Annotated in this window: 17 protein-coding genes and 16 tRNA genes; 30 read left to right on the forward strand and 3 right to left on the reverse strand. The window is 47.1% G+C overall.

Features of this window, described 5'->3' with window-relative positions:
• Positions 1 to 148 precede the first annotated feature (148 nt).
• The 28 genes from DFP97_RS24510 (at position 149) to DFP97_RS24645 (ending at position 14,933) form a co-directional block, all read left to right on the forward strand.
• Positions 149 to 224 (forward strand) — tRNA-Asn (locus tag DFP97_RS24510).
• Between the two features lie 3 nt (positions 225 to 227).
• Positions 228 to 318 (forward strand) — tRNA-Ser (locus tag DFP97_RS24515).
• A 4-nt stretch (positions 319 to 322) separates the two neighbouring features.
• Positions 323 to 397, forward strand: a tRNA-Glu gene (locus tag DFP97_RS24520).
• Positions 398 to 466: 69 nt separating this feature from the next.
• Positions 467 to 542 (forward strand) — tRNA-Val (locus DFP97_RS24525).
• 15 nt (positions 543 to 557) lie between these two features.
• Positions 558 to 634: transfer RNA gene (locus DFP97_RS24530), tRNA-Met, on the forward strand.
• 36 nt (positions 635 to 670) lie between these two features.
• Positions 671 to 747: transfer RNA gene (locus DFP97_RS24535), tRNA-Asp, on the forward strand.
• A 12-nt stretch (positions 748 to 759) separates the two neighbouring features.
• A tRNA-Phe gene (locus DFP97_RS24540) sits at positions 760 to 835 on the forward strand.
• 29 nt (positions 836 to 864) lie between these two features.
• Positions 865 to 940 (forward strand) — tRNA-Thr (locus DFP97_RS24545).
• A gap of 3 nt (positions 941 to 943) precedes the next feature.
• A tRNA-Tyr gene (locus DFP97_RS24550) sits at positions 944 to 1,028 on the forward strand.
• A 9-nt stretch (positions 1,029 to 1,037) separates the two neighbouring features.
• Positions 1,038 to 1,111 (forward strand) — tRNA-Trp (locus DFP97_RS24555).
• 17 nt (positions 1,112 to 1,128) lie between these two features.
• A tRNA-His gene (locus DFP97_RS24560) sits at positions 1,129 to 1,204 on the forward strand.
• Positions 1,205 to 1,235: 31 nt separating this feature from the next.
• Positions 1,236 to 1,310: transfer RNA gene (locus DFP97_RS24565), tRNA-Gln, on the forward strand.
• A 7-nt stretch (positions 1,311 to 1,317) separates the two neighbouring features.
• Positions 1,318 to 1,392: transfer RNA gene (locus DFP97_RS24570), tRNA-Gly, on the forward strand.
• Positions 1,393 to 1,399: 7 nt separating this feature from the next.
• Positions 1,400 to 1,473, forward strand: a tRNA-Cys gene (locus DFP97_RS24575).
• A gap of 23 nt (positions 1,474 to 1,496) precedes the next feature.
• Positions 1,497 to 1,573: transfer RNA gene (locus tag DFP97_RS24580), tRNA-Arg, on the forward strand.
• A gap of 14 nt (positions 1,574 to 1,587) precedes the next feature.
• Positions 1,588 to 1,669, forward strand: a tRNA-Leu gene (locus DFP97_RS24585).
• Positions 1,670 to 1,842: 173 nt separating this feature from the next.
• The gene (locus DFP97_RS24590) at positions 1,843 to 3,594 is read left to right on the forward strand and encodes a sensor histidine kinase (protein ID WP_114383279.1); all 1,752 of its coding nucleotides are present in this window, start codon (positions 1,843 to 1,845) and stop codon (positions 3,592 to 3,594) included.
• Positions 3,587 to 5,203, forward strand: a complete 1,617-nt coding sequence (locus tag DFP97_RS24595) for a helix-turn-helix domain-containing protein (protein WP_114383281.1) — start codon at positions 3,587 to 3,589, stop codon at positions 5,201 to 5,203. Before DFP97_RS24590 ends, DFP97_RS24595 begins: the two co-directional genes overlap by 8 nt.
• A 115-nt stretch (positions 5,204 to 5,318) precedes the next feature.
• Positions 5,319 to 6,296, forward strand: a complete 978-nt coding sequence (locus tag DFP97_RS24600; protein ID WP_114383283.1) for an ABC transporter permease — start codon at positions 5,319 to 5,321, stop codon at positions 6,294 to 6,296.
• A 51-nt stretch (positions 6,297 to 6,347) separates the two neighbouring features.
• The gene (locus tag DFP97_RS24605; protein ID WP_114383285.1) at positions 6,348 to 7,280 is read left to right on the forward strand and encodes a carbohydrate ABC transporter permease; all 933 of its coding nucleotides are present in this window, start codon (positions 6,348 to 6,350) and stop codon (positions 7,278 to 7,280) included.
• Between the two features lie 84 nt (positions 7,281 to 7,364).
• Complete coding sequence (locus DFP97_RS24610) at positions 7,365 to 8,909, forward strand: ABC transporter substrate-binding protein (RefSeq protein WP_114383287.1); 1,545 nt, start codon at positions 7,365 to 7,367, stop codon at positions 8,907 to 8,909.
• Positions 8,910 to 9,049: 140 nt separating this feature from the next.
• Entirely contained in the window at positions 9,050 to 10,636 is a 1,587-nt protein-coding gene (locus DFP97_RS24615; RefSeq protein WP_245976584.1) for an ABC transporter substrate-binding protein, read from the forward strand.
• A 275-nt stretch (positions 10,637 to 10,911) separates the two neighbouring features.
• Positions 10,912 to 11,208, forward strand: coding sequence for a LiaF transmembrane domain-containing protein (locus DFP97_RS24620; protein ID WP_114383288.1), 297 nt, complete (start codon positions 10,912 to 10,914; stop codon positions 11,206 to 11,208).
• Between the two features lie 35 nt (positions 11,209 to 11,243).
• Positions 11,244 to 11,930, forward strand: coding sequence for a PspA/IM30 family protein (locus DFP97_RS24625; RefSeq protein WP_114383290.1), 687 nt, complete (start codon positions 11,244 to 11,246; stop codon positions 11,928 to 11,930).
• Positions 11,918 to 12,406: a PspC domain-containing protein gene (locus DFP97_RS24630; protein ID WP_181873669.1), complete on the forward strand. Its 489-nt coding sequence runs from the start codon at positions 11,918 to 11,920 to the stop codon at positions 12,404 to 12,406. Before DFP97_RS24625 ends, DFP97_RS24630 begins: the two co-directional genes overlap by 13 nt.
• Position 12,407: 1 nt before the next feature.
• Positions 12,408 to 13,097, forward strand: coding sequence for a PspA/IM30 family protein (locus DFP97_RS24635; protein WP_114383292.1), 690 nt, complete (start codon positions 12,408 to 12,410; stop codon positions 13,095 to 13,097).
• Positions 13,098 to 13,216: 119 nt separating this feature from the next.
• Positions 13,217 to 14,215, forward strand: coding sequence for a sensor histidine kinase (locus DFP97_RS24640; RefSeq protein WP_114383294.1), 999 nt, complete (start codon positions 13,217 to 13,219; stop codon positions 14,213 to 14,215).
• 67 nt (positions 14,216 to 14,282) lie between these two features.
• Positions 14,283 to 14,933 (forward strand): response regulator transcription factor, encoded by a 651-nt coding sequence (locus DFP97_RS24645; protein ID WP_114383438.1) that lies wholly within the window; start codon positions 14,283 to 14,285, stop codon positions 14,931 to 14,933.
• 5 nt (positions 14,934 to 14,938) lie between these two features.
• On the opposite strand, the gene mobB is transcribed toward DFP97_RS24645, so the two are convergent.
• Complete coding sequence (gene mobB / locus DFP97_RS24650; protein WP_114383296.1) at positions 14,939 to 15,460, reverse strand: molybdopterin-guanine dinucleotide biosynthesis protein B; 522 nt, start codon at positions 15,458 to 15,460, stop codon at positions 14,939 to 14,941.
• 350 nt (positions 15,461 to 15,810) lie between these two features.
• On the opposite strand from mobB, the gene DFP97_RS24655 reads away from it, so the two are divergent.
• Entirely contained in the window at positions 15,811 to 17,193 is a 1,383-nt protein-coding gene (locus tag DFP97_RS24655; RefSeq protein WP_245976585.1) for a molybdopterin molybdotransferase MoeA, read from the forward strand.
• A gap of 316 nt (positions 17,194 to 17,509) precedes the next feature.
• Here DFP97_RS24655 and DFP97_RS24660 read toward each other — a convergent pair whose 3' ends face one another.
• Together DFP97_RS24660 and DFP97_RS24665 are read right to left on the reverse strand one after the other, a co-directional pair.
• Positions 17,510 to 18,277, reverse strand: coding sequence for a hypothetical protein (locus DFP97_RS24660; protein WP_114383298.1), 768 nt, complete (start codon positions 18,275 to 18,277; stop codon positions 17,510 to 17,512).
• Between the two features lie 175 nt (positions 18,278 to 18,452).
• Positions 18,453 to 18,812 carry a hypothetical protein gene (locus DFP97_RS24665; protein WP_114383300.1) on the reverse strand — a complete coding sequence of 120 codons (360 nt, stop codon included), beginning with the start codon at positions 18,810 to 18,812 and terminating at the stop codon, positions 18,453 to 18,455.
• A gap of 142 nt (positions 18,813 to 18,954) precedes the next feature.
• Between DFP97_RS24665 and DFP97_RS24670 the strand changes: the two genes are divergently transcribed.
• Complete coding sequence (locus DFP97_RS24670; protein WP_114383302.1) at positions 18,955 to 19,788, forward strand: YwmB family TATA-box binding protein; 834 nt, start codon at positions 18,955 to 18,957, stop codon at positions 19,786 to 19,788.
• Positions 19,789 to 19,871: the final 83 nt, after the last annotated feature.

Below are 19,871 nucleotides of genomic sequence, written 5' to 3' on the forward strand. Positions count from 1 at the left end.
GCAGCTGACGAATACTAATCGGTCGAGGGCTTATCCTAAAACCGTTTGCCTGGACCCATACATCCGGCAGACAAACAGCTAAAGTTCAGCAGCAACTTCTTTCGTATCCGGTTTTCAAGGCGCAATTCGCTTTGAAAATGATTTATATTCCCTGATAGCTCAGTTGGTAGAGCACTCGACTGTTAATCGAGTTGTCACAGGTTCGAGTCCTGTTCGGGGAGCCATATAGAGAGGTGTCCGAGTGGTCGAAGGAGCACGATTGGAAATCGTGTAGGCTCTAACCGGGTCTCGAGGGTTCGAATCCCTTCCTCTCTGCCATTATGGCCCGTTGGTCAAGGGGTTAAGACACCTCCCTTTCACGGAGGTAACAGGGGTTCGAATCCCCTACGGGTCACCAACAAAGATTTAAAATGAGCTTGACTATAGACTCAAACCTATGGTATGATATAAAAGTCGCTCAAGACATGGAGGATTAGCTCAGCTGGGAGAGCATCTGCCTTACAAGCAGAGGGTCGGCGGTTCGATCCCGTCATCCTCCACCATGATTACAATAATGACGCGGGGTGGAGCAGCCCGGTAGCTCGTCGGGCTCATAACCCGAAGGCCGCAGGTTCAAATCCTGCCCCCGCAACCAATCTTTACCTTTCGGAAGTTTCCGAGAATATGATGTGGAGCTGTGGTGTAGAGGCCTAACATGCCTGCCTGTCACGCAGGAGACCGCGGGTTCGAATCCCGTCAGCTCCGCCATTTAAAACATCAGGCTCGGTAGCTCAGTCGGTAGAGCAGAGGACTGAAAATCCTCGTGTCGGCGGTTCGATTCCGTCCCGAGCCACCATTTAAGCAATGCAAGCAACAAGTGAATATGCCGTTGTAGCTCAATTGGTAGAGCAACTGACTTGTAATCAGTAGGTTGGGGGTTCAAGTCCTCTCGACGGCACCACATGGAGGATTAGTGAAGTGGCTAAACACGGCAGACTGTAAATCTGCTCTCTCTGAGTTCGGTGGTTCGAATCCATCATCCTCCACCAGTTTACCTTAGGGGCATAGTTTAAAGGTAGAACAAAGGTCTCCAAAACCTTTGGTGTGGGTTCAATTCCTGCTGCCCCTGCCAATTGAATATTTATCGTGGCGGTCGTGGCGAAGTGGTTAACGCATCGGTTTGTGGATCCGACATTCGGGGGTTCAATTCCCCTCGTCCGCCCCATTAATTTAAAAATTAGCGTTTTATATCTTGTTGGGGATTAGCCAAGCGGTAAGGCAACGGACTTTGACTCCGTCATTCTCAGGTTCGATCCCTGAATCCCCAGCCATTTATATGCGGAAGTGGCTCAGCGGTAGAGCATCGCCTTGCCAAGGCGAGGGTCGCGGGTTCGATTCCCGTCTTCCGCTCCATTAATTTGGCGCCATAGCCAAGTGGTAAGGCAGAGCTCTGCAAAAGCTCTACCCCCAGTTCGAGTCTGGGTGGCGCCTCCACAATTTTTAACAACAGAAAATATGTGCCCTTAGCTCAGCTGGATAGAGCGTTTGACTACGAATCAAAAGGTCAGGAGTTCGAATCTCTTAGGGCACGCCATATTTCTTCTGAATGCCGGTGTGGCGGAATGGCAGACGCGCGCGACTCAAAATCGTGAGGGAAACCGTGGAGGTTCGAGTCCTCTCACCGGCACCATAACATGCCTATTAAACTCTTAAGATCTACTAGATCTTAAGAGTTTTTTTGTGTTTCCAGACAGATCATTAATTGGTTATTTACACTTATATTCAAATTTTTAACGATGTTAAGAAAACGCTTTAAATGGTAGAATTAAAGGTATACAGAGTATAGATAGGAGGAAGCATACCGTGAAGTTCGGTAAATCAATTCGAACTCGACTTATCATCGGATTTATGGGAGTTATGCTTCCGGTTGTCGTTTATATGCTTATAAATAATAGTTACTCAAGAGAGATCGTCAGGGAAAAGGTATCGGAGACATACCGGAACACACTCGATATATTTGTCGGGCAGACCGATCACAACCTGGCGCAAATAAATGATTATTTGTACAAGATGTCGGTGCTTGATTCCGATGTAGGGCTTCTAATGTCTTTTCCGATGGACAGTGACGGGTACACTTTAACTAAGATCAGGATTGATGCTAAGTTGAATCGCGATGTTGGCGTATATAACTTAATTGATGCCGTTTTTTTATATCACCACAATGACATCATTTTTGGAACGAATAGCGTGTATAATGATACGAAAAATATCATTAAATCCCATATGGACAACATGACGACTGCAGAAAACCTGGCACATAATGATCAGCAAACATGGGAAGTCCGAGCAGACGACCGGATGCCCGGCAAATATTTTCTTATCAATTTCATTAAGGTTTCAGAGGAGCTTTATGTCGGAGCGATTATTAAAGTAAAGGATATTAATACAATGCTCTCTATTCAATGGAGCGATGGTGATATTGGTCATAACGGTATCTATCTTCGTGAAGACAACCGCCTTGTACAAGCTTTAACGGAAAGCTTATCACCTCTTGATTTGAACGATGAAATTTTAAAAGAGCCTTATGAATCACTGACTGATCATGAAACAGGGGCTGACTATTTGGTTATGAACCGGATGAGTGAAAGGGTCAATATTGCTTACCAGGTTGTCATCCCTGAGGAGACACTGCTGCGCAACCTTTTGTTTTTCCGAAATGTGACGCTATTCGCTCCGATTGGATTTCTTGCGATTTTACTTCTTTATTTATTTTTTATGCGCAATATGCTTTTTAAACCGCTGCATGAGTTGATACTCGGGATGAAGAAGATTTCTCTTGGCATGCTGGATGTAAGACTGAAGAAGAACAAGTCACTTGAGTTCGAATTTTTGGGAAATACGTTCAACATTATGGCGGAGCAAATCAAAACGTTAAAAATCGACGTCTATGAAGAACAGCTTCGAGTGAAGCAAGGTGAATTGAAACAGCTTCAGGCACAGATCAATCCGCATTTTTATATGAACAGCTTAAATATTATTTATAATCTTGCCGCTCTGAACGATACGGAAACCGTTAAGAAGATGTCGCTGCATCTAGCAGATTATTTCCGTTTCATAATGAAAGCCAACCGGGATACGATAACGCTCAAGGAAGAATTGACGCATATCGAAAACTATATAACCATTCAAAAAATAAGGTTTCCGGACAAACTGCAATGTACGTTCGAAGGGATGGATACAATTTTAAACTACCCGATTGCTGCATTGACCATACAGCCTTTTGTGGAAAATTCGATCATTCATGGATTTAAAAACCGGAGACAATTATTCCAAATTCATATTAGGGCTGAAATGACTGAGGACAATGGCTTTGCTCTAACCATTAGCGATAATGGAGTCGGCTTTAGTCCTGAGGTACTGAAAAAGCTTCAAAACAAAGAGCCGCTGCAGCATGAGGAAAAAAGCAGCTTAGGTATTATGAATGTCATTCACAGGCTTGATCTGCTGTACGGGGAGAGGACTTCAATAACATTCGGCAATCATTCGGAAGGCAGCGGCGCGATTGTTACTATCGTATTTCCAAAGCCATTGGAAGGAGGCAGGGCAGTTGTATAATTTATTAGTCGTTGATGACGAGGAAATAGCAATTCGCGGAATAGAAAAAGGGATAGATTGGTCATCATTGCCCATAGCTAATATTTATACGGCATACGATGTCGAAGAAGCACGGGCCTTGTTGACGGAGCATACGATACACATCGTCTTATCCGATATCGATATGCCTAATCAGAGCGGGATTGATTTGCTCGAATGGGTTAACGAAAATTGTCCATCTATCGTAACTATATTCCTAACAGGTCATGCCGATTTCAAGTATGCGCAGCAGGCGGTTCAACTTGATTGCTTTGATTACTTGCTTAAGCCGATTGACCATCAAGTGCTGAAGGAGTGCGTGAACGAGGCGCTGGATAAGGTGCGTAATTTAGAGCAGCTCGCAAAAATCCGAGGCACCTACGATATGTTTTACGAGCAATGGAACAAACAGCGTCCTATCTTAATCGAGCGGTTCTGGCAGGATGTATTACATTATCGGCACTCTGCCGCGCCACAGCATCTCGATTCTGCAATGCAGACCTACGCATTGCCGCTTCAAGCTGATAGTCCAATTAGGGCAGTGCTTATCAGTATTGAGCAATGGCGGGAAGAATGGTCCGCTCGTGATGAAGAAATTATGACGTATGGGGTTAAAAATGCTGCCGAGGAGATTATCCTTCAGAGCAATCCGGGACATATTGTGCAGGATGGTAACGGAATCCTTTATGCATTATTTTATAGCTCAGAGGATGGAGAGAGCGAATTCTCAGCAACGCTAGAGGACAGATGCAACCAGTTTATCGATCAATGCAAAAATATGCTGCATTGTCATCTTTCCTGTTACATTGGAGAGAAAGTCGAGGTCCGGCAAATTCGCTCAGCCGTACAGTCGCTATTGGCGCTTGAACGAAGTAATGTGAGTGAGACCTGCGCAGTTATTTTGGAGCGGGATCACAAACGAACGCTTGATCACACGGCTCCGCAGCAGGTTCCTTTCTCCGATTGGGCGATTCTGCTTGAGTCAGGCAAGCAAACGGAATTATCGATGCGCATTGACGAATGCTTCGATCAGATGCAGGAGAATAAGGTTGACTATACGTATATGGCTTCCTTTTATTTTGGCTTCATGAACATGCTGTTTCAATGGTTTAATAAAAAATCGGTGCCAATGACTGAAGTGTTTGCGAAGAAAGAGTGGGAGGTTGGCGAGAATGTCCTCAAATCGCTGTCCCGGATGCGGGCGTGGACGCAGCAGCTAAGCCTGCAGGTGACCGAGTACGCCAATCAGAACGGCAAAGACGTATCTCAGGTGGTGGAGAAGGTTCAGCGGTACATGGAAGAAAATCTTGGCGAGGAATTCAGCCGTGAACAAGCTGCCGAGCACGTGTTTTTGAATCCTGCTTACTTATCGCGCTTGTTCCGTAGAGAAACCGGCTTTTCATTAACGGACTACTTGGTTAGACTCCGAATTGCGAAGGCCCGTACTGAGCTGGAGAAGACGAACAACCGAATCAGTGACATTGCGGTTACAGTCGGTTACGCTAATTTTTCACATTTCTCCAAGCTGTTTAAGAAAATGACCGGACTAACACCGCAGGAATACCGAAAAAAGTATCAGGACGTATTATAGGAAGTCACAGGAACGTTAATAAGGTCACGGCGCCGACAGCTATCGGCGTCTTTTTTTTATACAATTAATACAGAGAGCAAGTACTTAAAGTAGTGGAAAGAGGAGGAGGAAGGCGATGGCTAAACATACTACGGAAGCGGTATCGACCGCCTACATTCCAAAAATAACGACCAAGAAGAGATCGCAGCTGGACATTTTCCGCAAGTATTGGATGTTTTACGTGATGATGCTCCCGGCCATCGTGCTGCTGGTTTTTAACAATTACATTCCTATGTTCGGCATCATTATCGCATTCAAGAATATCAACTATGCAGATGGCATATTGGGAAGCGCATGGAGCGGGCTTAAAAACTTCGAATACCTATTTAAAACCTCAGATGCATGGATTATTACGCGGAATACGCTGCTGTACAACTCGGGCTTTATTATTTTAAATTTAATTTTTCCGCTAGCGTTCGCGATTATGCTGAATGAAATAAGAAGCCGATTTGTCGCTAAGCTCCACCAAACGATTATGTTTCTGCCTTATTTTCTATCGATGGTTGTCATTAGTTATCTTGTCTTCGGATTCTTAAGCGATGAGCATGGCTACTTGAACACCTCGCTTCTTCCGGCATTAGGACTCGAAAAGGTGCAATGGTACTTTACGCAAGAGGTTTGGCCTTACATTTTACCGCTTGTGAATACATGGAAAAACATGGGCTACTTCACCGTTATTTATATGGCAGCCATTATCGGAATCGACGATGAGTATTATGAGGCCGCAACCATTGATGGAGCAAGCAAGTGGAAGCAAATGACACGCATAACGATTCCGCTCATCACGCCGATCATTACGATTATGACACTGCTTCAAATCGGGAAAATATTCAATGCAGACTTTGGGCTCTTTTTCCAAGTACCAAGAGAATCAGGTGTATTGTTCCCGGTTACGAATGTTATTGACACTTACGTATACCGTACGTTCCTGACAGTAGGCGATATCGGCTTATCCTCTGCGGCGGGGCTGCTACAATCAGTCGTCGGTTTTACACTGGTGTTCCTGTCGAATTGGGTTGTACGCCGCATCAACAAAGATAACGCCTTATTTTAGTCATGCTTACAAAGCAAGCTCTATTTACGAATAACCCTTGGAGGTGAACCTATGGAAGCAGTCGAGAAAATATCGTCCGGGTCCAATCTGAAAAACCAGTTGTCGAAACCGGCTTCTCTAGGCATCAATATATTTTTCATTATCTATTCACTGCTATGCATCGTTCCCCTCGTATTGATCGTCATGGTGTCCATATCTGACGAAGGAGCGGTTATACGCGATGGCTATCAATTTATACCTTCGAAGTTTGATTTTGCAGCCTATCAATTCCTGTTTAAGGATGCAACCCAAATTTTTCGTTCTTATAGCATTTCCATATTTGTAACCATCATTGGAACGACGCTCAGCTTGATCATCATGGCATTGTATGCCTACCCGATATCCAGGACAGACTTTCCGCACGCTAAGTTTTTTACCTTCTTCGTTTTTTTTACGATGCTGTTCTCGGGAGGGCTTGTCCCTTGGTACTTGGTATATGCGCAAGTGCTTGATCTAAAAGATACGTTGTTGGCGCTTATTATGCCGCTTCTTGTTGCTGCTTTCTTCGTCCTCATTATCCGGACATTCTTCCAGACGACGATCCCGGCCGCCGTATTGGAATCGGCGAAAATTGACGGCGCAGGCGAATTAACCATTTTCGTGAAAATTGTGCTTCCATTATCGCTTCCGGTACTGGCGACAGTTGCGCTCTTCCAAACGCTTACGTATTGGAATGATTGGTTTCTGAGTTTGGTGTTCATTACAAAGGATGCTAACATTACCGTTCAATATTTGATGTACAAGACCATGCTGAATATTCAATTCCTCGCGAATAACAGCACGGCTGCAGCGGCCATCAATGCAGCAGGAGGAACATTCAAATTCCCGAGCGAGACGGTTCGTATGGCGATGGTTGTCGTCGGAATCGGACCTATTATATTTGCTTACCCGTTCTTTCAAAAATACTTTGTGAAAGGGCTGACCGTCGGCGCTGTTAAAGGCTGATTATAGGATTAGCTTAACGATCGGCTGTAACCGGCAATGCCGGTTTAGCATATAAACTTATATCTTGAGGGAGGTCCACCCGCTATGAAGCACGTTAAACAAAAAACATCCATGCTTCTTCTATTGTTGATGACCATCGTATTAGTTGTATCGGCATGCTCAGGCAATAATTCTAAAAACAATGCTGAGCCTGCGAAAGAAAATGCCGCAACGAACAAGCCAGCTGCACCAGAAGATGCAACAGCAGCATCAGATCTTAAGCCTTATAAAATATCATTGGTCTATCCGGGCACACCGCAAACGGATGAGAAAAAAGTCGAAGAAGCTTTAAATAAGCTGCTTACTGAAAAAATTAATGCGACGATCGATCTGATGCCGATTGATTGGGGCGCATGGGATGATAAAATCAACCTCATGATTGCTTCCCGTGAAGAAGTAGATATTATATTCACGGCGCAGTGGAACGGACACGCTAAAAACGTTGGTAAAGGCGCGTTTATTGAACTCGGTGACCTGATTGATAAATACGGCCAAGGTATCAAGGAATCCCTTGATCCAGCATTCCTCGACGGTGCAAAAATCAACGGCAAAAACTACGGAGTACCAACGAACAAGGAGCTTGCGGCAGCTGGCGGTATCGTTTACCGCAAGGATATTACCGATGAGCTTGGAATTGATATGAGCAATGTAAAAACGCCTCAAGATCTGGATGCAGTCTACTCGATTGTAAAAGAGAAGAAACCTGAAATGACGCCGCTGTACACAACGGCAGGCACATTTAACTCGCACTTCTTTGCTAATTACGATTTCTTGGGTGATTCCACGATTCCAGGCGCAATACTGAAAGACCAAGATGCTACGAAGGTAGCGGCAGTAGAGCAAATAGACCGCTACAAAGAATATTTGAACCTTACCCGCGATTTCTTTAAGAAGGGCTACATTAATGAAGACGCAGCAACAACGCAAGTGTCTTCAGGGGATGCATGGAAGGCTGGTACCGTATTCTCTACAGTCGAGCCTATGAAGCCGGGAAAAGATGCTGAAATTGCAAGCGCTGCCGGTTTGACAGGCAAGCTTGCGCAAATCATTATGACGGAGAAGACGGTTGCTACATCAGAAACAGCAGGTTCGATGCTCGGTATTTCTTCAACATCCAAAGATCCCGATCGTGCAATGATGCTAATTAACCTGTTGCATACGGACAAAGAAATCAACAATCTGCTCAACTTCGGTATCGAAGGTGATCATTACACAAGAAACGGCGAAATTATGACAGCTACAGGCAATACAGCGAATTACAACCCGGGCTCTGCGTGGATGTTCGGCAATCAGTTCCTCAACTATGTTTGGGATACAGAGGATCCGGATAAATGGGCGAAATTCAAAGAGTTCAACCAAAACGCAAAGGTATCTCCAGCACTTGGCTTCGTATTTGACAGCGAGCCTGTGAAAGCAGAAGTCGGCGCTATTGCCAACGTGATCAAACAATACCAAAAAGCGCTTGAAACAGGTTCTGTAGACGTTGACAAAGTGCTTCCAGAATATGAAGAAAAGCTGAAAGCTGCAGGCGTAGACAAAGTCGTCGCAGAGAAGCAAAAACAATTCGACGCTTTCCTGGCAAGCAAGTAATAGGCTGCTGCAAAAAAAGTGAAGAAGCCCGCACCTGGAAGAAGGTGCGGGTTTTTCCTGTTGCATTTTTTTCTGTATTCTTTAGAATTAAAACTACTAACATTTGCAATACATCATCCTAATAGGGGGGCAATTCGAATATGACACAGACGACGAGCCATCCTTTTTTCCACGCAGGGATGATTACAATTATAATCACTTGCCTTATCCTATTAAGCGCTTGCTCCGGGCAAGGGAATACGAATAACTCGTCACCTAACAGCAAAACTAATGTGAATAAAGGCGTAAACAATGAAAGCGCTTTATCGAATGAAGTTACTTACGCCGAGCTAAAGACGACTAATAACTTGGAACACTACACGTTAAAGTTTGTCTATATAGGATCGCCACAACAGGATGAAGTGGAAATCGAAGCAGCAATGAATGCTTATTTGATGGATAAAATAAATGCGAAAATAGATCTTATTCCGATTGATTGGGGACCGTGGGATGACAAAATCAATCTAATGGTCGCTTCCCGCGAGAAAGTTGATATTATTTTCACAGCGCAATGGAGCAAACACGCAGTTAATGTATCGAAAGGCGCTTTCCTTGAGCTTGACAATTTATTGGAGCAGTATGGACAAGGTATTTTGCAATCGCTTGATCAAGTATTTTTGGCTGGCTCCAAAATTGACGGGAAAAACTATGCCGTGCCGACAAATAAGGAAAGGGCCGCGCAAGGCGGGATCGTCTATCGTGCCGATATTGCCGAGGAGCTTGGTTTGGATATGTCTAAAGTAAAAACAATCCATGATTTGGACTCCGTATATCAGATCGTACTTGAGAAGAAACCAAACATGATTCCTTTATATTTGAAGCAGAGCGAAACGCTAAACGCTCACTACGTCGGCAATTATGATGCGCTTGGCGATACTTCTATTCCAGGCATTATCCTAAAGGATGGAAAGAGCACGAAGGTAATGCCAAACTTCGAGGTTGACCGCTATGTGGAAACCTTGCGAATAACGCGTCAATTTTTTAAAAAAGGGTACATTAATAAGGATGCGGCTACCAACCAAACGATGAATAACGATGCTTTGAAGTCCGGTGATGTATTTTCCGTTACAGCCGCTTTAAAGCCAGGTAAGGACAAAGAGCTGGCTATTCAAACCGGACTAAATGGCAAGCTGGCTCAGTTGGAATTGAATTCGAAAACGATTGCAACATCGGAAACAGCAGGAGCGATGCTTGGCATCTCTTCAACGTCCCAAGACCCCGCCCGGGCAATGATGTTTATTAACCTGCTTCATACGGATAAATACTTAAATAATTTATTGAATTATGGCATTGAGGGAAAGCACTATATAAATGTAAACGATAAGGTCATTAAGCAGACTGAAAATACGAAGGAATACAATCCCGGTTCAAATTGGATGTTCGGCAATCAATTTTTGAATTATGTATGGGATACAGAGGATCCGGAGAAATGGAATAAATTTCGGGACTTCAACCAAAATGCGATATTGTCCCCGGGTCTAGGCTTTGTATTTAACGGCGATTCGGTAAAAGCTGAGATAGCGGCTGTCGTTAATGTTAACCGTCAATATCAAAACGCTTTGGAAACAGGCTCCGTTGATATCGATAAAGTACTGCCGGAGTATATTGAGAAGCTGAAAGCAGCAGGAATCGAGAAGATTATTGCGGAGAAGCAAGCTCAATTCGACAAGTTTCTTGCAAGCCAATAACCAGCAGCTCACCTATAAAGAGCGGGTCAAGCGATATTCGCATGATTGGCTCTTTTTTCAATGAAGCGGGATAAAGCCAGGGAATATAGTTAAAAGCTCTATTTTTCCCCTCTAGGAGGGCAAACGACTCGACCTAGGTCTAGTTCGAAAACCGTCGAAGGTCCGTTTTATAAAGGAGAAAATTGATCTAAACTAAGTACATAAGCAAGAGGAACAAATTCAGCGCAACAACGGAAACGAATAAAACTAAATAGCGAAAGGAGTGAGAATTGAACATGAATGGAAAAAGCGCGTTAGGCGTTCTGCTCGTCATCGTCGGTAGTATCGCGGTACTTAATTTTATCGGTATTAATTTCGGTGCTATCCTTGGCTTCCTGCTCCCGTTTATTTTAATCGGATTAGGTATTGTCGGTTGGATGAACAGCAAGAAATGGATAGGCGGTATACTTATTGTAATCGGTGCGATGATGCTAATAGGTAAGCTGGGTGGAATCATCATGCTGGTTCTGGCAATCGGATTGATCGTCGTCGGTGTCGGATTGTTTAAGAAAGACAAACGCAAAGCGTACTAAGCGGTTGCGAGTGATTATAGATAGGAGGATATTCAATGAGCATTATGAAGCGTGTGCGTGACATTACAGTCGCCACTCTAAATGAAAGATTAGAGAAATCGGAAGACCCGGTTCGAATGATTGATCAGTTTCTATGGTCCACAAGAGAGGACATTATACAGGCAGAGAAGCTATATCAGCAGTACGCTGGCCATAGCAATCACCTGAAGGCGCAATGGCTGCAAGCCGAGCAGCAGAAGGAACGGCGCGAGAATCAGGCGTTGACGGCTCTAAAAGCAGGCGAGGAGCAATTGGCCCGCATAGCTCTCCATGAGAAAGCAAGCTGCGAGGAGCGCTCAATCCAATACCGGGAGCTTTACGAGCAGAGCAGGCAAAATACGCTTGACCTCGAGGATCAGCTTCGCGAGATGCGCAGCGAGTACCAATCGGTATACGACAAACGCGAGTATTATGCGGCACGCATGGAATCGCTCCGGCTTCAGCAGCGGATGAACAGCCGTTACAACGGCGGCTTCGGTGAACAGGGTGTTCAACCGGGAGCTGTGTTTAGAAGATTAGAGGATCGCATTCGCGGTATGGAGCACGAGGCAAAAAGCTTGCGCGACATTCGCAGGATGGGGCAGGAGTTTGTATCAGAAGCGGGTAACACCGTACAATCGGTTATAGAACGGGAGCTTGAGCAGTTGAAGCGAAAGCTTGAGAAGGAAGGATGGTCGTCTTGAAAAAACTGTACAGGTCTTCACGCGACAAAAAGCTATTCGGCCTCTGCGGCGGTTTAGCCGAAATGTTAAACGTTGATGCGACGCTGCTGCGGATATTACTTATAGTCGTTACGATTTTCACAAGCGGTGCTGTTATTTTGATCTATATTATTGCTGGCTTAGTCGTACCGAAGGAACCGCCGCTCTACTCTAACTTTGGCCCAAACGGCTTCGGTAACGGATACGGCGGAGGATATTCCCCTGGATTCGGAGCTAATGGCTCCGGCTTTGGTCCACAATCACATTCGCAATTCGGCGGACCTTACAAAAACCCGCCACAAGGTCAAGGCGCTTGGAGCGCTCCGGGTCCGGGAGCTGGCGCTACGACATCAACGCAGTTCGATAGCATGATGGACGATTTGGAGAAAAAGGCATTACGCCGGGAAATTGAAGAATTGAAAGCAAAAATTGCTAAATACGAGAAGGGAGAATTTTAACATGGGAATTTTTAAACGGATGAAGGATATGACGAAGGCATCGGTAAACGAGGCATTGGATAAAATTGAAGATCCGGTCATTATGTTAAATCAGTACCTGCGTGATATGGAATCGGAAATTCATCAAGCAGAAGTAACGGTAGCGAAACAAATGGCTAATGAACGCCGTATGAAGCAGCGTCTTGAGGAAGCGGTACGCAGTGTGGCTGATCGCGAATCGAAAGCTGAAGCGGCCCTGAGAGCCGGTCAAGAGGAGCTTGCCCGCAAGCTGCTGGAAGAGAAGCTGTATTTTGACCAGAAGGTATCGGAATACGTGGAGCTCCATGCACAATCGAAGACGCAAGCTGATGAGCTGCTTCAGCAGCTGCACGCGATGAAGGATGAGTTTTACCAATTGCGCAATAAGCGCAATGAGCTCGCTTCCCGCGCACAAGTTGCGAAAGCGCAAAAGCAAATGGCGCAATTGTCGGCAAACCATACGATTGACAGCGGCTCTGCATCACGCGGCTTCTACCGTATGGAAGAGAAAATCATGCAGCTGGAAGCAGAAGCCGATGTGCTTCGTACACCTTACACATACAGCGGAACGACAGGCAGCTTTAATGCAGCCGAAGCAGAGAAGCAGCATAAGGTCGATGAGCAGCTGCAAGCGCTCAAGAATAAGCTGAACACGCCTCCTGCTCAAGAATAGGAATTGAAGGCTTGGAAGAAGCGGACCGTTTGACGGTCTGCTCTTTCATGTTTTTTGGAATGGATATGGCATAGGTCTATCTTAATTGGTAAAATGATACATATAAGGAAGTGAGCCGTGTGGAACAGGGTAAGAGGGTCGAGCAACCGAATCATGCGGCCCGCAGACGAAATATTACAGAAACAATATTATGGCTGCTAATTATAATCAGCTTGGTTGTTATTGTGCTGCAAGGAATCGGTTATGTCGAGCTATTCACGCTTCAAGGCAAATGGGCAGTTATAGGTCTGACTATAATTGGAGCAGCTTTGGCGGCGGTAGCGCTGGGAAGCTACTTGCAAAACTCTAAGCTTAAGGAAGCTTTGAAGCGGCTTAGCGAGCAGCAGATGAAGCGCCGCTATGCGGTAACGCTGGATAACGACAGATCCTCAGACGGTGAAATGACTGCCGAGGAGCAGGGGGATCCAAGCTGGACCGAGAAGGTGAAGTTTTCCGCGGTTATTGAAGAGCGGCAGCGTCTGGCGCGGGAACTGCATGATGCGGTAAGCCAGCAGCTATTTGCTATATCGATGACAGCAACCGCTGTTAGCCGGACGATTGAACGGGATTGGGAACGGGCTAAGCGCCAAGTACAGCTCATTGAAGAGATGGCCGCAGTCGCGCAATCGGAAATGCGGGCGCTCCTGCTGCATCTTAGGCCCGTTCATTTGGATGGTAAAAATTTAGGACAGGCGCTTACGGCATTAGTGGAGGAATTGAAGCAAAAGGTGCCGATGACGATAACACTTGAGGTAGATGAAACGATTGTGCTTCAGCCGAATGCAGAGGATCATTTGTTCCGGATTGCCCAAGAGGCGCTATCGAATACGCTGCGTCATTCGAAAGCGGAAAGCATGGACATCAGGCTGCTGCAAAGCGGCAACCAAGTGCATATGAGTCTGCAGGACAGCGGTGTGGGCTTCGACCTGGAGGCGAAGAAGCAAACGTCTTACGGCTTATTGACGATGGAGGAGCGGGTGAATGAGCTGGGCGGATCTTTGCAAATGATTTCGAAGCCAGGCGAAGGAACGCTCATTCACATCTGGGTGCCAATGGGTGTACTAAGGGAAACGATATGATAGAGGCAATTATTATGACAAATGAAATGATAATAAGGGCGGTGTAGGTGTGCAGGCGATTGAGCAATTGAGTCAGCCAATAAAGGTTCTGCTTGTCGATGATCATGAAATGGTGCGAATCGGGCTCGCGGCGGTGCTGGACACAGAGGATGGAATCGAAGTTGTCGGGGAAGCGAGTAACGGCATGGATGGTATTCGGTTAGCGCAAGCATACAAACCTGACGTTGTTTTGATGGATTTAGTTATGGACGGAATGGATGGCGTCGAAACGACAGCGAAGCTGTTGGAGCTTTATCCTGAATGCAAAGTCATTGTGTTGACCAGCTATTTGGATGACAGCAAGCTGTATCCGGTTATTGAAGCAGGCGCCTTCAGCTATTTGCTGAAAACGTCGCGAGCCACAGAAATCGCCGATGCGATTCGAGCGGCAGCCCGCGGTCAATCCGTGCTGGAATCACAGGTTGCGGCAAAAATGATGAATCGCTTCCGCCAGCCGAAGCAGCAGGAGCAAGCTCCGCTGCATGAGGAGCTGACGGACCGTGAGATGGACGTTCTTAAACGGGTGGCGCAGGGACTCTCCAATCAGGAAATTGCCGATGAGCTGTTCATTGGCGTGAAGACGGTAAAATTTCATATTACGAATATATTTAACAAGCTGGATGTGGATGATCGCACACAGGCAGCTATTTACGCGCACAAGCAAGGAATTGCGGACTAATAGAGCTAGTTCTGTTTAGGAAGCGATAATAACATATGGTACAGCTGGTCGATCTGATTGATATCGATGGCCGGAACGACAGGGTTAGCTGCTGCCGGGGAACCGGCTTCGGGCCACACTGCGGCAGCGAGCGGACAGCTCAGCTTCTGAATCAGCTCATAGTCCGCGGCGGAGCGGATGGCTATAATTTTAGGATAGGAAGCGGCTTTGAAGCCTTCGATAAGAATGACATCTGCTTCCGTCATTTGCTCAATAAGCCGGTCAAGCGGCTCAGGCTGCTGCTTGATGATCGCCGTTTTTACGGAAGACGTAATGGCCGTTATATCCGCGCCGGCAGCTTGATGCTTCCACGTATCGGTGCCCGGTGTATCCACTTGAAAATCATGCGCGTCGTGCTTAATCGTTCCAACCTTATATCCAGCTTGTTTAAAGCGCTCCGTTAACCGGCAAACCAATGTGGTTTTGCCGGTATTTTTGTATCCGACGATTTGAAAAATGAGTGGAGAACGGGAGATTGCAGGCTGCATGGCGAGCTCCTTTTTTGGTAATAGGATGACTGTAATTGCCAATAGTTTATCACACATTGTAAAATTGAGGCTAAAGAAGCTGTTTGCGGGTAGAGAATGGAATGAACGAATGAATGAAATAAAGTGATGAAGGAATGAATGAAAGAACGGTATGGAGTGAAGGAATGAAAGAAAGAACGGTATGAAGGAATGAAATAAAGTGATGGAGGAATGAAAGAAAGAACAGTATGAAGGAATGAAATAAAGTGATGAAGGAATGAAAGAAAGAACGGTATGAAGGAATAAGGAATAAAGGAAAATGTTAGTGAGGCATCATGAGACATTGCAGAATTTTGGCGGGGGGCTAGGTTGTGTCAGAGTGGAATGGAACGGAAGAGCGAGTGGAGATAAACGGTGTGAAGGTGCCTTCGGAGCTAGAGAGGGCAGCCGGGAATGGAAATGAGCAGCTTGGCCGGTTTAACCGGCGGGCTGTGAAGGTTGAAGAGGCGCAGCAGCGGGTGCTTGCTGCTGCGGAAGGGCTGCGATGCGGCAGCGAGCTTGTGCCGCTGCATCTCAGCGGCGGCCGAAGGCTTGCGCAGACGATGTATGCGTCAAGCGATTGGCCGCCCTTCGCGCGCTCGGGCCTCGACGGCTATGCCGTGCGCGCAGCAGATGTGGCGCAAGCGTCGCCGGAGCAGCCGGTGACGCTGCGCGTCGTTGATTCGGTCGCGGCGGGCGGTCTCGCCCTGGCGGCCGTTGAAACGGGCACTGCCGTGCGCATTATGACCGGCGCGGCTGTGCCTGAGGGGGCTGACGCCGTCGTCATGCTAGAGCAGACGGCGGAAGCCATTCTGGCCGATGGCTCGGCGGCGGTGCTGATTAAGCGCGCCGGCTTGCCCGGGCAGAACATAGCGCCCCAAGGCGAGGAGTTTCGCCTTGGGGGCGCTTTGGCGCAGCCCGGCACGCTTGTGCGGCCGGGCCATATTGCGCTGCTCGGCACGTTCGGCTATGCCGTCGTGCCGGTGCACAAGCGCCTGCGCGTTGCGGTATTCGCGACCGGCAGCGAATTGCTGCCGGTTGAGGCGTCGCTTGCGCCGGGCCAGATCCGCGACAGCAACAGCTGTATGGTCGCGGCCATGGTAGAGCAAAGCGGCGCTGTGCCGCTCATATGCGGCACGCTGCCAGATGAAGCGGGTGCGGTCGCGGCGGCGCTCGCCCGTGTGTGGGACGAGGCCGATCTAATCGTTACGACCGGCGGTGTTTCTGTCGGAGACTTCGATGTGATGTCCGAAATCTTCCGTTCTATCAAAAAAGGAAGCTGGACAAGCGATCAGCATGACCTCAGCAAAGTATTGTTCGACCGGGTAGCGATGCGGCCCGGGAGTCCGACTTCTGCGGCTGTTATTAACGGGAAGCTGTTGTTTGCTTTATCAGGTAACCCGGGTGCATGCTTTGTGGGTTTTGAGTTGTTTGTACGTCCAGCGCTGCTTCGTCTGCAGGGTGTAGAGGAGGCGCTTCCTCGTACAGTCACGGCACAGCTGCATACAAGCATAGATAAATCAAGTCCGCATGACCGGTTTGTTCGCACGCGTTTGCTTCATCAGCCGGACGGGAGGTTACTGGCTGATCCGCTCGCATTCTCGAAATCGAGCATGATGGCTTCGATCGCAGATGCAGACGGACTTGCAGTTATCCCCTCAGGCTCAAAAGGTGCCGAAGCCGGTGAAATGATCCAGGTTATTCTGCTCCCCTAAAGATACTCTTTTAGCCGGTCTGAACAGAAATAACTTTTTAAGAAGTTGCACACTCAAGTGCAACGATGGGCCACGCCAATGCCATGCCATGGTTGTGGGAACAGTGAAATAAGGTGCATTCCTGCACCACATAGCCGCTTTGGGTCTGCGGTCTCAATTACAGGAAAATCATCGATTAAATGGCAGGAAATAAGATGGGCTTAGACGAATAGAGGAATAGACAGCTTTCTCTTTCTAATAGGACTAACCATGTAGAATAAATATTTTTTCATGGTTTGATCCACTTATATATTGTGCAGCTCAGCGGGAGCTACGATTACAAATAGCGATTTAATATTATGCCGACAGTAGGAAGCGGCCAGTAAGATTGGATTGATCCGTAATAGGCAGCGTACGGAAGTGAAGTCGGCAAACGGAGCTGCAGTAGGTCTACAGCCTTTTGGTGGTCGGCATAGGTTAAAGCATGTTTTAATCCGGTAAGCATACCGTCAGCACCAAGCAGCAGCCGTTTCATGCGGGGGGCTGAAGCGGGTTCAAAAGGATTGGAAGCACCAGAATTAGCACTCGCATACGTACCAGCTTCTATTTTAGCATCCAAACTCAAATTCCCCTTCGGTTGTTGCGACTGGCGAAAGTATGGTAGATCAACAACCCACTTGCCGCTTTCCCGGCCGCGCTGCAGACCAAGCTCCTTGGCTGCCGGATGCTGCAAAGCAAGTTCAATACTGGCCCATAGCCCCGGCTTTAAATCTCCGGCATGCAGGAGATACTGCGACTCCAAATCATTGAGCAGCCGGGTGAGGTTATGTATATGATCAGTTACTGGCATGCCTGCATCAAACTGCCGGCTCAAATCCCACATCAAACGGTCTAAGTCATACTGAGCTTGCTTAGCTGTGCGGACCCACTTAGCAGCGCTGTCAGCGGCTTCCTTATAGACGTAATTCCAGTCACGCTCGCTGTTTGGCGGCAGCTGAGGCTCGCCTTCCCGATAAGGGTAAGAAGCATAACGGTTTATTGCTTGTATCGGCGCGTAGACGTTCGTCCGTTCAATGCCTCGAATCGAGCGAATAAATCCGGTCATACTAAAAACTCCTTCCACACTTACTTTATAATTGCAGCGCCAGCATACTATACACACTGTAAAAAGGCTGGCGAAACCTGTCAGCACGAAGCACACCCCACAATTGTTTTCACATTACGTATTTTTTTAAGAAAAAAAAGCGGCTCTGCTCTTTAGAGCTGCGCCGCTTCGGCCATTATAACAATAGAAACAGGAATGCGATAAGCGCGAAATCGAGAATAAGCTCCGCTCCCCAAGGATAGTAAGGCTGCGGACCATAAAAATACGGGTCATAAGGATAGGACTGCGTTTGCGCTTGCTCAGACTGTTGGTTATCCGCTTTTTTGCCGCCCTTTTTCTTTTTTGAAGCTTGCGGCTGCACTTTATTCAATATGGCCTCAGTACCGCTGTTCGAATTTGCATTGAGCAATACTCTACCGCCCCGGCAGGAGCTGAGTATGCCAACGTGGCGCGTGCCGTCATTCATGATCACACATACGGGCAATCCGCAATACTGTTGAACGACATCCTCTTGTAAAGGGAAAATCGGTTCCATTCGCCGGTGACACCTCCTAAATATTTTTTGCAGAAAAACTAACTACGTGCTGCGCTTAATCATTCCTGCAACCAGTGTATTCACCTACAGGCAAACGTGTATGGATATTCACCCATTCCGAGATGATAGGAGAATATAAATTATGTACATTCCAAAAGAAACGAGGCCCGTCATCAATCGCAAATCACCCATGCAGCGCTCAAAACGAAGCAGATTCGGCATTGTGCTCGCATTGCTCGTCCTGGTGTTAGGCGCAGCAGGGGCACTGTGGCAAGCAGACAGCGAGCAGACGGAAGCAACCGTAGCCGAGCAGCTGCTCACTCATGATTTGCAGACGCTCTGGACTTGGGGCGACGCCCAGTTAACGGGCGGTTCGGCGGGGGCTGTCTGGACGGTAAGGTGGGACTTGACCGGGAATACCGGTACGATGCAGGAGCTTGTACTTAAATTTTTTTCGGATGAAAAAGGAAATGCCACACCTAAAATTGTCCAAAACGAGGGCAAAACAGTTACAGGGGTGGTGCAGGCTTACGGCGGGCGTTTATCGATTAGCCTCATGGAAACGGCAATTGACAGCGAGCAGCTCATGGTGCTGCTTGAAACGAACCAGACGCTGCTGCAGGATAAGCATAAACTGATTCAAGCCGCTGCTTCCATTTCTGAAGAGCTGGCGCGTGCTGCGCCAACCTTTACGAGCAGCATGAAGGTTCAAGGCTATACGGCAAACGGTCAAGCTATACAGGATTTAATGAAACAAGCAAATGCCAAGTCGGTTGACCGATTTGTTGATGGAGGAACCGTAAGCGAAACGTTATATTCCGGGATGCTGCGTTCGACAATTATCATCGGAAGCGGGAAAGCCGCAAACTTACAAATCGGTCTACACAAAGAGACAAATTCCGACAAGACCGCTTTGACGATCGGAATACCTGTCATTACGGGCGACTACAGTGTGAATACTGCGGAAAAACCTTAGTCGGGTGAGCTGTGATCAGAAGAAATTACGTTCCTTATCAGTATTTTTTATGGCCTGTTGAATAGCGATTTAAGGATGGATAT

It is taken from the genome of Paenibacillus prosopidis, assembly GCF_003337375.1.
Classification (GTDB): Bacteria; Bacillota; Bacilli; order Paenibacillales; family Paenibacillaceae; genus Pristimantibacillus; species Pristimantibacillus prosopidis.